This is a genomic window from Pseudomonas onubensis (assembly GCF_965653655.1).
Taxonomy (GTDB): domain Bacteria; phylum Pseudomonadota; class Gammaproteobacteria; order Pseudomonadales; family Pseudomonadaceae; genus Aquipseudomonas.
Window position 1 is genome coordinate 1 of sequence record NZ_CBFHAZ010000140.1, and the last position, 13,092, is coordinate 13,092.

General features: G+C 60.8%; 11 protein-coding genes. 7 read left to right on the forward strand and 4 right to left on the reverse strand.

Going from position 1 to position 13,092, the window contains the following annotated elements; genetic code table 11:
- Positions 1-119 precede the first annotated feature (119 nt).
- From ACTD9P_RS27515 to ACTD9P_RS27530, 4 genes are all read left to right on the forward strand, one after another.
- Positions 120-1,010 carry a LysR family transcriptional regulator gene (locus ACTD9P_RS27515; protein WP_438870125.1) on the forward strand — a complete coding sequence of 297 codons (891 nt, stop codon included), beginning with the start codon at positions 120-122 and terminating at the stop codon, positions 1,008-1,010.
- A 32-nt stretch (positions 1,011-1,042) separates the two neighbouring features.
- Complete coding sequence (locus ACTD9P_RS27520) at positions 1,043-1,531, forward strand: GFA family protein (RefSeq protein WP_285679625.1); 489 nt, start codon at positions 1,043-1,045, stop codon at positions 1,529-1,531.
- Between the two features lie 94 nt (positions 1,532-1,625).
- Positions 1,626-3,449 carry a serine hydrolase domain-containing protein gene (locus ACTD9P_RS27525; RefSeq protein ID WP_438870126.1) on the forward strand — a complete coding sequence of 608 codons (1,824 nt, stop codon included), beginning with the start codon at positions 1,626-1,628 and terminating at the stop codon, positions 3,447-3,449.
- 17 nt (positions 3,450-3,466) lie between these two features.
- Positions 3,467-4,258, forward strand: a complete 792-nt coding sequence (locus tag ACTD9P_RS27530; RefSeq protein ID WP_438870127.1) for a MipA/OmpV family protein — start codon at positions 3,467-3,469, stop codon at positions 4,256-4,258.
- Between the two features lie 142 nt (positions 4,259-4,400).
- Here ACTD9P_RS27530 and ACTD9P_RS27535 read toward each other — a convergent pair whose 3' ends face one another.
- Together ACTD9P_RS27535 and ACTD9P_RS27540 are read right to left on the reverse strand one after the other, a co-directional pair.
- Positions 4,401-5,678, reverse strand: a complete 1,278-nt coding sequence (locus ACTD9P_RS27535) for an ATP-binding protein (protein ID WP_200433246.1) — start codon at positions 5,676-5,678, stop codon at positions 4,401-4,403.
- Positions 5,679-6,386: a winged helix-turn-helix domain-containing protein gene (locus ACTD9P_RS27540; protein ID WP_138815214.1), complete on the reverse strand. Its 708-nt coding sequence runs from the start codon at positions 6,384-6,386 to the stop codon at positions 5,679-5,681. It lies immediately after the preceding gene.
- A 156-nt stretch (positions 6,387-6,542) separates the two neighbouring features.
- Between ACTD9P_RS27540 and ACTD9P_RS27545 the strand changes: the two genes are divergently transcribed.
- Positions 6,543-7,742 carry an MFS transporter gene (locus ACTD9P_RS27545; protein ID WP_438870128.1) on the forward strand — a complete coding sequence of 400 codons (1,200 nt, stop codon included), beginning with the start codon at positions 6,543-6,545 and terminating at the stop codon, positions 7,740-7,742.
- Here ACTD9P_RS27545 and ACTD9P_RS27550 read toward each other — a convergent pair.
- Positions 7,698-8,300: a MiaE family protein gene (locus tag ACTD9P_RS27550; protein WP_438870129.1), complete on the reverse strand. Its 603-nt coding sequence runs from the start codon at positions 8,298-8,300 to the stop codon at positions 7,698-7,700. The genes ACTD9P_RS27545 and ACTD9P_RS27550 overlap by 45 nt on opposite strands.
- Before the next feature lie 149 nt (positions 8,301-8,449).
- Between ACTD9P_RS27550 and uspL the strand changes: the two genes are divergently transcribed.
- Positions 8,450-9,313, forward strand: a complete 864-nt coding sequence (gene uspL, locus ACTD9P_RS27555; protein ID WP_438870130.1) for a universal stress protein UspL — start codon at positions 8,450-8,452, stop codon at positions 9,311-9,313.
- A 134-nt stretch (positions 9,314-9,447) separates the two neighbouring features.
- Here uspL and ACTD9P_RS27560 read toward each other — a convergent pair whose 3' ends face one another.
- Positions 9,448-9,918, reverse strand: coding sequence for a DUF1289 domain-containing protein (locus tag ACTD9P_RS27560; protein WP_438870131.1), 471 nt, complete (start codon positions 9,916-9,918; stop codon positions 9,448-9,450).
- Positions 9,919-10,312: 394 nt separating this feature from the next.
- Between ACTD9P_RS27560 and acnB the strand changes: the two genes are divergently transcribed.
- The gene (gene acnB, locus ACTD9P_RS27565) at positions 10,313-12,922 is read left to right on the forward strand and encodes a bifunctional aconitate hydratase 2/2-methylisocitrate dehydratase (protein ID WP_017137496.1); all 2,610 of its coding nucleotides are present in this window, start codon (positions 10,313-10,315) and stop codon (positions 12,920-12,922) included.
- Positions 12,923-13,092: the final 170 nt, after the last annotated feature.

Genomic DNA, 13,092 nt, shown 5'->3' on the forward strand with positions numbered 1-13,092 from the left:
CTCGCGAATGCGGTGTATCAGCTAAAGATGTATCGACTGACACTGCGCATTCGCGAGCAAGCCCGCTCCCACATTTAGATCTTTGTTGTGATGAAGTCCGTGTTCACACAGGAGCCGCCATGCATTTCGATCTCGCCGACCTGCGCCTGTTTATCCATATCGCCGAGTCCCCCAGCCTCACCCAGGGCGCCAAGCGTGCGTTCCTCTCGCCGGCCGCCGCCAGTGCGCGGATCAAGGCGTTAGAAGGCCAGTTGGACACACGCCTGCTGTATCGCGACAGCCGCGGCGTGGAGATCACCCCGGCGGGCGAACGGTTGCTGCACCATGCGCGGCTGATCATGCGCCAGGTGGACTACCTCAAAAGCGAGTTCACCCAATACGGCGTGGATTCGGCCGGGCATATCCGCATCTTCGCCAACACCACGGCGGTGACCGAGTTTCTGCCGGAGGTGCTGGCGGGTTTTCTGTCCCAGCGCCCGGGCGTGACCGTCGACCTGCAGGAGCGTTTGTCTCGGGATATCGTGCGTGGCGTGCTCGATGGCACCAGCGACATGGGCATCATTGCCGGGCCAGTGGAGGCGGCAGGTTTGCAGGTGTTGCATTTCAGCACCGATGAGTTGGTGCTGATGGTGCCGGTCGGTCATCCGTTGGCCGACCAGCCTTCAGTGACCCTGGAACAGACCCTGGCCTACCAGCACATCGGCTTGCACGAAGGCAGCACGTTATTGAGTTTTTTGCGTGAACACGTCGATCGCCTCGGCAAGCATTTATCGCTGCGCATTCAGGTATCGAGCTTCGAGGCGATCTGCCGGATGGTCGAGGCTGGCGTAGGCATCGGCATCATTCCCGAGTCTGCGGCCACTCGGCACAGCCGGACCATGCAGTTGGTGACGGTGAAGCTTGATGAGCCGTGGGCGATTCGCGAGCGCAGTATTCTCGTCAGGGAATTGGAAGCACTGCCGGGCACCATTCGGGCATTGATCGCCACCTTGATGCCGAAAAGCGCCTAAGCTCAACAGTCACCTTGCCAGAGGAGACGGTTATGCAACTCGAAGGATCCTGCCATTGCGGTGCCGTGACATTCAGCCTGAACAGCCAGCATCCCTACCCCTACCAGCGTTGCTACTGCTCAATTTGCCGCAAGACCCAAGGCGGCGGTGGTTATGCGATCAACCTTGCCGGCGATACACAAAGCCTGAAGGTGCAGGGACGCAAGCACATCTCGATCTACCACGCCCGCCTCAAGCCCGAGGGCGCCAGCCGTGCGCATGCGAGCACTGCCGAACGGCATTTTTGCTCGCAGTGCGCCAGCGCCTTGTGGCTGTTCAGCCCCGAATGGCCGGAGCTGATCCACCCGTTTGCCTCGGCCATCGACACGCCGTTGCCGGTGCCGCCTGAGCACACGCACCTGATGCTCGGCTCGAAGGCGCCGTGGGTGGAAGTCAGCGTGCGCAAGGGTGACCTGCAGTTCGACGAATACCCCGAAGAATCCATCGCCCAGTGGCATGAACGTTTGGGGCTGACGCGTTAACACTCTTTGACAGTTTCTCGACAAAGCTCTCAAAGATTGTTGGCCGCCACCGCCCTAGCATTCGAGCATCCAAACCACCATTCGGGTGCTCTTCATGTTTCGCACATTGCGCGGTATTCCGTTATGGGGTTGCCTGCTCGGCACGCTCGGCTGCCACGTGCAGCCGCCTGCCCCGCCGGCGATTCCCAAGGGCGATTACGGCGCGATCATCCGTTACCTGCAAGCACGCATTCCCAAGGACCTGGCCCGCGAGAATGTGCCCGGTTTGTCGATTGCGCTGGTCAATGGCCAAGAGCTGATCTGGGCGCGCGGCTTTGGCCTGGCCGACAAGGCCCAGGGGGTGCCGGTGACCGCCAACACGGCGTTTCGCGCCGGCGGCATTTCCAAACTGCTGACGGCCACAGCGGCGCTGCAATTGGTCGAGCAGCAGCGCCTGGCGCTCGACGCACCCATCCAGCAGACCTTGCGCGAGTTCTACGTGCGTTCGCGCTTTCACACTGACCAGGCCGCCGCCGACCGCGACATCACCCTGCGCCGTTTGCTCAGTCATCAATCCGGTTTGCCCAGCGAACATTTGCGCGACGTGCGCAGCACCTATGCCATGGGCCAGATGCCGATGCGCGTGTCGGGCGTGTGGCTAAGCAGCCCGCCGGGCTCGCAGGTGGCCTATTCCAACCTCGGTTATTCACTGGTCGGTGCGGCCATCGAGCGCAGCAGCGGCAAAAGCTTTGAAGCCCAATTGCAAAGTCGCCTGCTCAAGCCTCTGGAAATGAACCAATCGAGCTTTGTCGGCACCGGCACGCAGTTGAGCTTTCGCGCCCTCGGGTACGAAGACGGCGTGGCAAGTACCGATGCCCAGGTGCGTGACCTGGCTGCCGGCGGCTTGTGGGCCAGCCCCAAAGACCTCAGCCACTACGTGCAGATGCTGTTTGCCCATGGCCTCTATAAAGGCACCCGTGTGCTTGAGAGCCCGTCGATTGATCAGATGTTCACTCAGCAGAACACCGGCAATGCCCTGGACTTCGATTGCCGGATGGGCCTGGGCTGGTTTTTGGCACCCTGCGGCGATGAACCCGTCGCTCCCGGTGTGCGCACCTACCAGCACAGTGGCGGCGGCGATGATTTTGCCGCGCAGTTGAGCGTGCTGCCAGACCAGCAACTGGCGGTGATCATCATGGCCAATGACAGCAACGCCGAAGAGCTGGTCGCGCGCCTGGCCACCGAGACCCTGCGCCTGATGCTCCAGGCGCAAACCGGGCAGGCCGTGTGCGCCGACGACTGCCAGGCGCCCAGCCATGGGCTCAAGTTGCGCCAGGTGCCCGCCGCCGTCGACCGCAAGCGCCTGGCCGGGTTTTATGCCACGGCCTGGGGCGTGTTCCGGGTCAAGGATGAGGGCGATCGGCTGTCCGGTGAACTGGCCGGGTTTGACTTCGAATTGTTGCGCGACGAGCACGGCTGGCTGCGCGCGCAGAAAAAAATCTTCGGCCTCTGGTTCAAAGACCTCGGTGATTTGGGCCGCGTACAGCTGGATGTGGTCACGGTGCAGGGCCGCCAAGTGCTCACGGCCCGCAGCCACGGCCAACGCCTGGCCATCGGTGAACGCATCGACCCGCCGCCGCTGCCGCTGGCCTGGGCCGCCACCATCGGCACCTACCAAGTGCTCAACACCCACGAACCCGACGCGCCGTTGAGCGGCATCAGCGTGCGCCTGGAGGAAGGCTTCCTGGTGATTCGCGGCCAACTGCACAACGAGCCGCTCACCGACTACATCCTGCTTCCAATCGACAACGCCCATGCGGTGCTGGCCGGCAACGGCTACGGCCTGGGCGATACCGTCAGCCGCCAGGTCAACGGCCTCAGCGCTTCGGGTTACTCCTTCAAACGCACGCAATCGCCCAACAACCTGTTGAATTTTTAACAAGGACGAACATCCAGATGCGCTCAAAAAACCTCTGCCTGTCATTCACCTCGCTGTGCCTGCTCGCGGCTGCAGACACGGCGATTGCCGAAGACTGGCAATACAGCCTCAAGGCTGGCGTGGGCAACCTGCCGCGCTACAGCGGCAGCGACGAACGCATGACCGCGCCACTGCTGGGCGGCAAAGTCGTGAGCCCGTGGGGGATTTTCCTCGACACCGACAAGGGCCTGGGCTGGGGTTACGAAGGCAATGCCCTGAGCGTCAGCGCGTATGTCGGCGCAAGCGCGGCGCGCAAGGACAAAAACGAAAGCCTGCATGCTGGCTCCAAACGCCTCAAAGGCATGGGCGAGATCAAGGCCCGCCCGCAATTGGGCGTCAGCGCCAGCTATAACCTGGGCGGTGTGATTGTTGGCGCGACCCTGGAACATGCACTCAAGGAGAACGACCGCAAAGACACCGGCAAGGCCTACACCCACCTGGAACTGAGCCTGGGCACCAACCTGTACGAAGGCCGCTACGGCTCGGTGGATGCCAGCCTCAGCAGCCACTTTGGCGACCGCAACTACTTGCAGACCTGGTATGGCGTGACCACCGGCCAGGCCGCGCAAAGCCGCTTCAAAGCCTACAAGGCCGGTGCGGGCAACATCAGCAATGGCCTGAACCTGGTGTGGAGCCTGCCGATCAGCGAGCACACTCAGTTCTCGACCTTGCTGGATGTGCAGTACCTGGCGGATGAAGCGGGCAAGAGCCCGATCGTGGAGCGACGGTTGCAGACGTCGGTGATGGGGGTTTTGGAATATACGTTCTGATTGGATAGCTCCATCAGAATCTGTGGGAGCAGATTTGCTGTGTGTCAGTCAATTGATCGGTTAACTGATACAGCGCATTCGCAGGCAAGCCAGCTCCCACATTGAAGGGGTTATCAGATCCATTCAGTGTGGGTTTCAAGGGTTACTCGGCGTATGCCCAGGTCATCCTGAATGACGCCCCGCCCCACTCCGAATCCAGCACTTCAACTTGCCCGCCATGCCACTGGCTGACGCGCTTGACCAGCGCCAGGCCCAAGCCAAAGCCGCCGGTGCGGCGATCGCGGCTGGCGTCCAGGCGCAGGAACGGTTCGAAGATCTTCGACCGCCCTTCCATCGGCACACCAGGGCCGTCGTCATTGACCCGTACTTCGTAGCCAGTGCCGAACTTGATCAGCGACACCTCCACACGGCGCTCGGCGTAGCGAATGGCATTGCGCAGCAGGTTGATCACTGCACGCGCCATAAAACGCGGCTCGATCTGGATAAAGTCGACCTCACAGGTGCGCAACGACAACTGCACACCTGCCGCCTCGGCCTCCAGCGCCACACTGCCGATCACACTGTCGAGCCAGCTATGCGCTTCGATATTTTCCCGCGTCACCTGGGTGGCGCCGCGCTCCAGGCTGGCATAGGTCAACAGCTCGGAAACCATTTCTTCCAGTTCACCAAGGTCGGCATACATGTCGGCGATCAATTCGCGGCTCTGGCGCGGGTCAGCCTGCTGCTTGAGCTGATCCAGCTCAAACGACAAGCGCGCAATCGGCGTGCGCAACTCATGGGACACCGCGTTGGTCAGTTCACGCTGGTTGGCGATCAGGCTTTCGATGCGTTCGGCCATCTGGTTGAAGTGCCCGGCCAGCTCGCGCACGGTAGAACGGCGTGGCAACAGAATGCGCGAGCCGAGGTCGTTATCGCCAAAGCGCTGCGCGGCCAGGCGGATATGCTCCAGGTCGCGCCAATGCGGACGTACCCAAAAATACAGGACGATGGCCAGGCTCACACCCAGGAAACCATAGGCCCACAGGTACAACCATTTGGGTTCTTCCGGCAGCTTGATCTGCAGCAACTGCGGGCCGCCATCAATGGTGGTCAGGAACTCCATGAAGTCGCCGCGCACCACCAGTTGGCCGCCCGCCAACAGTTGCTGTTCGCGGTCATTGAGCGCCAGGGTGTCGCGCGGCACCAGCTTGAGGCGCAAACCGTAATGGGGTTGCAGCTCAGCCAGGCGCGCATCGCGGGCCGCGCCCTGCACCGGGCGCAGTTGCTCGACCAGGCCATAGGCCGGCCCGCGTAAGGCTTCGCGGTTATAGACTTCGTTGGCCTCGGGCAATAACTCATCGAAGGTGTAGTTGACCAGCCAGATTGCCCCGGCCAAACCCAGCGCCAGGATCACATACAGGCGCAGAAACAGGCGCAGCATCTAAACCTCCCACGCAAACGGATTGAACAGATACCCCTTGCCCCAGATGGTCTTGATGCACACCGGTTCGCGCGGGTTGTCATTGAGCTTGCTGCGCAATTTGCTGATGTATACGTCGACACTGCGGTTCAGGCCGTCGAAGGCAATACCGCGCATGCGGTTGAGAATGTCGTCGCGCGAAAGGATAGTCCCAGAGTGACTGGCCAGCAGCCACAGCAACTCAAACTCCATGGTGGTGAGGTCGATGGCCTCACCGCCCAGGCTGACGCCCCGGCAACTGCGATCAATCGACAAGCGGCCGAACTCCAGCGCACCGCGCACCGTGGGCTCCGGCACCTGGCGGCGCTGCAGGGCACGCAGGCGGGCGAGCAATACCGGCGGCTTGATCGGTTTGATCACGTAGTCGTCGGCGCCCGACTCCAGGCCCAGGATGTGGTCCAGGTCATCTTCCTTGGCGGTAAGGATGACGATGGGCGTGTCGGACACGTTGCGAATCCCCCGGCACACGTGCAGCCCGCTCTGGCCCGGCAGCATCAGGTCGAGCACCACAATCTTCGGCTTGAAGTCGAGAAAGGCCGCCAAGGCCTCATCACCCCGATGCACCACGCGCACCTCGAAACCATGTTGCGACAGGAAGTGCGCGATCAGCCCTGCCAGCTTTTCATCGTCCTCAACGAGCAGGACCTTGCCCAGACCCAGGTTTTCCATAAGTTCTCAGTGTGGATGCGCGGATTGAAGTGTGGGCATTATAGGTGGCAAGCTGGCCGACTTAAGCAACTGGCCATTACCGCCCGAAGAAGCTTCATGCTTTTAAGAGTTTTTAACAAATAGCCTGCAATCTTTTACGCCACTAACAGGAGTTATATGCGCAAGGACTACCTGGCTTTTTTTATCTCGCTGTTCCTGTCGCGGCTGGCGGACCAGATTCTGTTGTTTATCGTGCCGCTGATCGTGTTCCAGACCACCAACAGTGTGTCGTGGGCGGGGCTGGCGTTCTTCGTCGAGTCGCTGCCGCGTTACCTGGCGTTTCCGGTGTGCGGCGCATTGTGCGACAAGTTCTCGCCGGTGCGTATCCTGCATATCAGCCAGGTTTACCGCGCGTTGGCGTGCGTGGCGGCGGTGGCGTTGTATGGCGTGTTCGACGATATCTATTGGTTGGTGATCCTTTCGGCGCTGTGTGGCGTGTTGACGACCCAGGGCATCATGGCGCGTGAAGTGGTGATGCCGCATATCTTCAAGCATTACACCTATGCCAAGACCTTGTCCTACTCGCAGATCGCCGACCAGAGCGGCCTGGTGCTGGGGCCACTGGTGGCGGCGCTGATGCTCGAGGTGTGGGCGTGGCCTTGGGTGGTGGTGGGCATTGCCGGGCTGTTTGTGCTGGCAGACCTGGCGATGTTGATCTGGCAACGCAACACCACGGTCAGCCTGGAGAGCTTTGAGCAGCATCAGGATATCTGGCTGCAACCGCTGCGCATTGCCGTCGGGCACATCCGCAAGCTGGCGGAACTGAAGCGGGTCATTGCCCTGGCGGTGGGCGTCAACTTGATCATCGGGGTAACGCTGGCGACGTCTGCGGCCATGGTCACTGGCCTGTTCGCCGCCGGCAAAGATGCCTATGCGCTGTTGCAGGCTGCCGGCGCGGTGGTGACCATCGTCATTCTGTTTTACCTGGCGCGTTCCAGCCTGCCGTTGAAGGTGCTGGGCGGGCTGTCGTATTCAATGATCGCGGCGGGGGCGGTGATCATGGCCGTCAGCCCCAACTTGTGGGCTTACACCCTGGGATTTTTGCTGATCACCGGCTTCGACAAGATGTTCAACGTGTACATGCGCAGCACTCGCCAGCGAGTGATCCCGGTGCAGGACTTCGGCAAGACAGTCGGCGTGATCACCCTGCTCAACAACTTGGCGCAGCCGCTGGCGGGTTTGTTGATTGCCGTGCTGGCGGCGCCGCTGGGCACGCAAACGGTGATCTTGCTGCTAGCCGGAATCACCGCGCTGATCGGCGTGGCCGTTGCCTCAGGCTGGCACGCCACTGTGAAAGCGGAACTCGATGTCGGGTGACTCGATCAGTTCCTGCTCGGCGGCGCGCACCCGCTCGATCACCTGGGCGATGTCTTTGGCGTCGCCGTACTGGTAAGCCAGCTTCAGGTAACCCTGGAAGTGCCGGGCCTCGCTTTTGAGCAAACCGAAGTAGAACTTGCCGAGTTCTTCGTCCAAATGCGGCACCAGGGCTTCGAAACGCTCGCAACTGCGCGCCTCGATAAAGGCGCCGACCACCAGCGTGTCCACCAGCTTGACCGGCTCATGACTGCGCACCACCTTGCGCAAACCTGAGGCATAACGCCCGGCGTGCAATTGGCGCAGCTCGACCTTGCGCTTTTTGATCAGGCGCATGACTTGTTCATGGTGCACCAGTTCTTCACGGGCCAGGCGCGACATCATGTTAATCAGGTCCACATGGGCGTGGTACTTGGCGATCAGGCTGAGGGCGGTGCTGGCGGCTTTGAATTCGCAGTTCTTGTGATCGATCAGCAGCGTGTGCTGATCGGCCAGCGCGGCCTGGACCCAGGCGTTGGGGGTGCGGCAGCCGAGGAATTCGTGGATTTCGGGCAGGTTCATCGGGCTCACGGGCAAAAGGATCACAAAAGGCCGGCGATTATACCGACCCCGCCGCAGACCACCAGCCACCCGCCTTGATGTGCATCAACATGACGTCTGGCGGGCAGCAACTATAGTTGTTCCAGGCCCACCCTTTGGAGACCCCGACCATGCAAGCCATCCGCAGCATCCTGGTGGTTATCGAACCTGAGCATTCAGAAAGCCTGGCCCTCAAGCGCGCCAAGCTGATTGCCGGGGTCACCGGCGCGCACCTGCATTTGCTGGTGTGCGACAAAAAGCACGAGCATTCGGCGCAGCTCAGCCTGCTCAAGTCCGGCCTGCAGGAGGACGGCTACAGCGTGACCACCGAGCAGGCGTGGAATGACAGCCTGCATGAAACCATCATCGACGTGCAGCAGGCCGAAGGCTGCGGCCTGGTGATCAAGCAGCACTTTCCAGACAGTCCTTTGAAAAAGGCTCTGCTGACGCCGGCAGACTGGAAACTGCTGCGCTACTGCCCTACCCCGGTGCTGTTGGTAAAAACCTCGACACCCTGGGCCGACAAGGTGGTGCTGGCGGCGATTGATGTGGGCAACAGCGACAGCGAACACCAGGCGCTGCACAACACCATCATCGACCATGGCTACGACATTGCCCGCCTGGCCAAAGCGCAACTGCACGTGATCAGTGCCCATCCCTCGCCGATGCTGTCGGCGGCAGACCCGACCTTTCAGCTCAAGGAAACCATCGAGGCGCGCTATCGCGAGCAGTGCAAGGCGTTCCAGGCCGAATTTAATATCGACGACACCCACCTGCATATCAATGAAGGCCCGGCGGATGTGTTGATTCCCCATGCCGCGCACAGCTTGCAGGCGGCGGTGACCATTATCGGCACGGTGGCGCGCACCGGGCTTTCCGGGGCGCTGATCGGCAATACGGCGGAGGTGGTGCTGGATGCGGTGGAAGGTGATGTGCTGGTGCTTAAGCCGCAGGAGTTGATGGATCACCTGGAAGAGCTGGCGACCAAGGCCTGACATAGCCTCTTCAGACCATGGAGATCTAATGTGGGAGCGGGCTTGCTCGCGAATACGGAGTGTCAGTCACCGAATTATTGGCTGATCTACCGCTTTCGCGAGCAAGCCCGCTCCCACATGTTTGATTTGTGTTGTCAGTCCGCCAACGCATCTCTCAGGAACCCCGGCGCTATATAGCGCTGGTAATGCGCCTCGGACAAGATAAAGAACTCACGATCGATGGCATCCCGCAGTTCCGGAAGTGCCCAGTCGCGAAACTCCGGCAGCAGCACCATGCCATAGGCTTCGAGGTTGGAAATCACCCGCGCGCCTCGGGCGATCAACTGGTAGGCCCAGCAGTATTCGGACTGGTGCGGCACAAAGCGAATCTTGCGCTGCTCAAGCTGCCCGCGCAGCAGCTTGGGGTCGAAGACTTCCAGTTTGCCGGCCATCACCTGCACCAACAGTTGCTCCAACCGCAGCCATACCGCACGTTTTTCTTCTTCGTTATAGCCATTCCACTGGATCACCTCATGGTGAAAGCGTTTGCAGCCACGGCACACGAGATCGCCGTAAACCGTGGAGCACAGGCCGACGCAGGGGGTTTTGATGGCTTGGTTGGACATGGGCAAAGCACACAAATCAGCGAAACGAAGCGCCATGTTAGCCCTTTGTCTAAGGTTGATCACCCAGCAAACTTGGTTAGGTAACTTACCTTTAGATTTTTTTTACCGTAGAATCATCCGGCCTTGTAAGGCGCCAATAATCCGCTGGAAGCTGTTTTCAAAGCGTCACGAGCACAGTCGTTCCTTCAGAACGGTGTTGGCGCAGGTTCGACCCGGTAGGTCAGAGCCCGCGCCGACCCTCATCAGCTCCGTTCTGCAGGCGTAAAACTTTGAAAGCAGCTTCTGTGAGGAATGCCGGCAGCGCTGGCTTTGCGGCCCAAAAAGCCCCCGAGCGCATGCGTGCCGTTCATTTCTGGATGAGCGTCCCGTGGGACCACTGATGAGGGTAATAACTGTGCTTGAAGCCTACCGCAAACATATCGAAGAGCGCGCAGCACTGGGTATCGTTCCCCAGCCGCTTAACGCCGAACAAACCGCAGGCCTGGTCGAGCTGCTGAAGAATCCTCCGGCCGGCGAAGAAGAATTTCTCGTTGACCTGATCACCAACCGCATTCCACCAGGCGTTGACGAGGCTGCCTACGTCAAGGCCGGCTTCCTGTCCGCCCTGGCCAAGGGCGAAGTCACTTCTCCCCTGATCGACAAGAAACGCGCGGTTGAACTGCTGGGCACCATGCAAGGCGGCTACAACATCGTGACGTTGGTCGAGCTGCTGGACGACGCCGAGCTGGCCCCTGTCGCAGCCGCCCAACTCAAGCACACCCTGCTGATGTTCGATGCGTTCCACGACGTGGCCGAAAAAGCCAAGAACGGCAACGAGCACGCCAAAGGCGTGATCCAGTCCTGGGCTGACGGCGAGTGGTTCCGCAACCGCCCAACCCTGGCCGACAAGATCAGCCTGCGCGTCTTCAAGGTTACCGGCGAAACCAACACCGACGACCTGTCCCCTGCCCCGGACGCCTGGTCCCGCCCTGACATCCCGCTGCACGCCCTGGCCATGCTGAAAATGGCACGCGAAGGCATCGTGCCGGACGAGCAAGGCAAAACCGGCCCGATGAAGCAGATCGAAGAAATGCGCGGCCAAGGTTTCCCGATCGCCTACGTCGGCGACGTGGTCGGCACCGGTTCGTCGCGTAAATCGGCAACCAACTCGGTACTGTGGTTCTTCGGCGACGACGTACCGTACGTGCCGAACAAGCGCGCCGGCGGCTTCTGCTTCGGCAGCAAGATCGCTCCAATCTTCTACAACACCATGGAAGATGCCGGCGCACTGCCAATCGAATTCGACGTTACCAACATGAACATGGGCGACGTGATCGACCTGTACCCGCATGCTGGCAAAGTCTGCAAACACGGCACTGACGAAGTCCTGACCACCTTCGAAATGAAGACCCCGGTGCTGTTGGACGAAGTTCGCGCCGGCGGCCGTATCCCGCTGATCATCGGTCGCGGCTTGACCGACAAGGCCCGTGCTGAACTGGGCCTGGGCCCTACCGACCTGTTCAAGCTGCCTGAAGCGCCTGTCGACACCGGCAAAGGCTTCACCCTGGCACAGAAAATGGTCGGCAAGGCCTGCGGCCTGCCAGAAGGCAAAGGCGTTCGTCCTGGCACCTACTGCGAGCCGAAGATGACCACCGTGGGGTCCCAGGACACTACCGGTCCTATGACCCGTGACGAACTCAAAGACCTGGCGTGCCTGGGCTTCTCGACCGACCTGGTGATGCAGTCCTTCTGCCACACCGCGGCTTACCCGAAGCCGATCGACGTGACCACCCACCACACCCTGCCTGACTTCATCATGACCCGTGGCGGTGTTTCGCTGCGTCCAGGCGACGGCATCATCCACAGCTGGCTGAACCGTATGCTGCTGCCGGATACCGTCGGCACCGGTGGTGACTCCCACACCCGTTTCCCGATGGGCATCTCGTTCCCGGCCGGTTCCGGTCTGGTCGCGTTCGCCGCAGCCACTGGCGTAATGCCACTGGACATGCCGGAATCGATCCTGGTGCGCTTCAAAGGCAAAATGAAACCTGGCATCACCCTGCGTGACCTGGTTCATGCCATTCCTTACTACGCGATCCAGGCTGGCCTGCTGACCGTAGAGAAGAAAGGCAAGAAGAACGCCTTCTCCGGCCGCATCCTGGAAATCGAAGGCCTGAACGACCTGACGCTGGAACAAGCTTTCGAGCTGTCCGACGCCTCGGCTGAACGTTCGGCTGCCGGTTGCACCATCAAGCTGTCCAAGGATTCGGTCACCGAGTACCTGAACTCCAACATCACCCTGCTGCGCTGGATGATCGGCGAAGGCTACGGCGATGCACGTACCCTGGAACGTCGCGCCCAAGCGATGGAAGCCTGGGTTGCCAACCCGGAACTGATGGAAGCCGATGCCGACGCCGAATACGCGGAAATCATCGAGATCGACCTGGCCGAAATCAACGAGCCGATCCTCTGTGCACCGAACGACCCGGACGACGCCCGTCTGCTGTCCAGTGTTGCCGGCGAGAAGATCGACGAAGTGTTCATCGGTTCGTGCATGACCAACATCGGTCACTTCCGCGCTGCCGGTAAGCTGCTGGAGCAGGTCAAGGGTCAGCTGCCAACCCGTCTGTGGCTGTCGCCGCCGACCAAGATGGACGCTCACCAACTGACCGAAGAAGGCTACTACGGTATCTACGGCAAGGCTGGCGCGCGCATGGAAATGCCGGGCTGCTCGCTGTGCATGGGTAACCAGGCACGTGTAGAGCCGAACTCGACGGTTGTGTCGACTTCGACGCGTAACTTCCCGAACCGTCTGGGTGATGGCGCGAACGTCTACCTGGCCTCGGCAGAACTGGCGGCAGTCGCCTCCACTCTGGGTCGCCTGCCGACCGTCGAAGAATACATGGGTTATGCAGCGAAACTGGACACCATGGCCAGTGACGTTTACCGCTACCTGAACTTCGACCAGATCGCCGAGTTCCGCAAGATCGCAGCAAGCGCCAACATCCCGGTGATTCAAGCCTAAGATGTGGTGATTTAAAGAGCGCCGCGCATCGCAAGATGCGCGGCGTTTTTTTATGTGCGCCAGGCATGGCGCGTTGCGCGAAGCGCAACCAGCTTGGCTGTGGTGGCCTCGCTGGTGACTTGGAGGTGAAAGTCCTCTACACACCCGGCAAGGGGAAGTGTTAGCCAGAG

Coding starts and splice junctions, on each gene's coding strand:
- ACTD9P_RS27515 (WP_438870125.1), top strand. CDS start 120: ATGCATTTCGATCTCGCCGACCTGCGCCTGTTTATCCATATCGCCGAG.
- ACTD9P_RS27520 (WP_285679625.1), top strand. CDS start 1,043: ATGCAACTCGAAGGATCCTGCCATTGCGGTGCCGTGACATTCAGCCTG.
- ACTD9P_RS27525 (WP_438870126.1), top strand. CDS start 1,626: ATGTTTCGCACATTGCGCGGTATTCCGTTATGGGGTTGCCTGCTCGGC.
- ACTD9P_RS27530 (WP_438870127.1), top strand. CDS start 3,467: ATGCGCTCAAAAAACCTCTGCCTGTCATTCACCTCGCTGTGCCTGCTC.
- ACTD9P_RS27535 (WP_200433246.1), bottom strand. CDS start 5,678: ATGCTGCGCCTGTTTCTGCGCCTGTATGTGATCCTGGCGCTGGGTTTG.
- ACTD9P_RS27540 (WP_138815214.1), bottom strand. CDS start 6,386: ATGGAAAACCTGGGTCTGGGCAAGGTCCTGCTCGTTGAGGACGATGAA.
- ACTD9P_RS27545 (WP_438870128.1), top strand. CDS start 6,543: ATGCGCAAGGACTACCTGGCTTTTTTTATCTCGCTGTTCCTGTCGCGG.
- ACTD9P_RS27550 (WP_438870129.1), bottom strand. CDS start 8,300: ATGAACCTGCCCGAAATCCACGAATTCCTCGGCTGCCGCACCCCCAAC.
- uspL (WP_438870130.1), top strand. CDS start 8,450: ATGCAAGCCATCCGCAGCATCCTGGTGGTTATCGAACCTGAGCATTCA.
- ACTD9P_RS27560 (WP_438870131.1), bottom strand. CDS start 9,918: ATGTCCAACCAAGCCATCAAAACCCCCTGCGTCGGCCTGTGCTCCACG.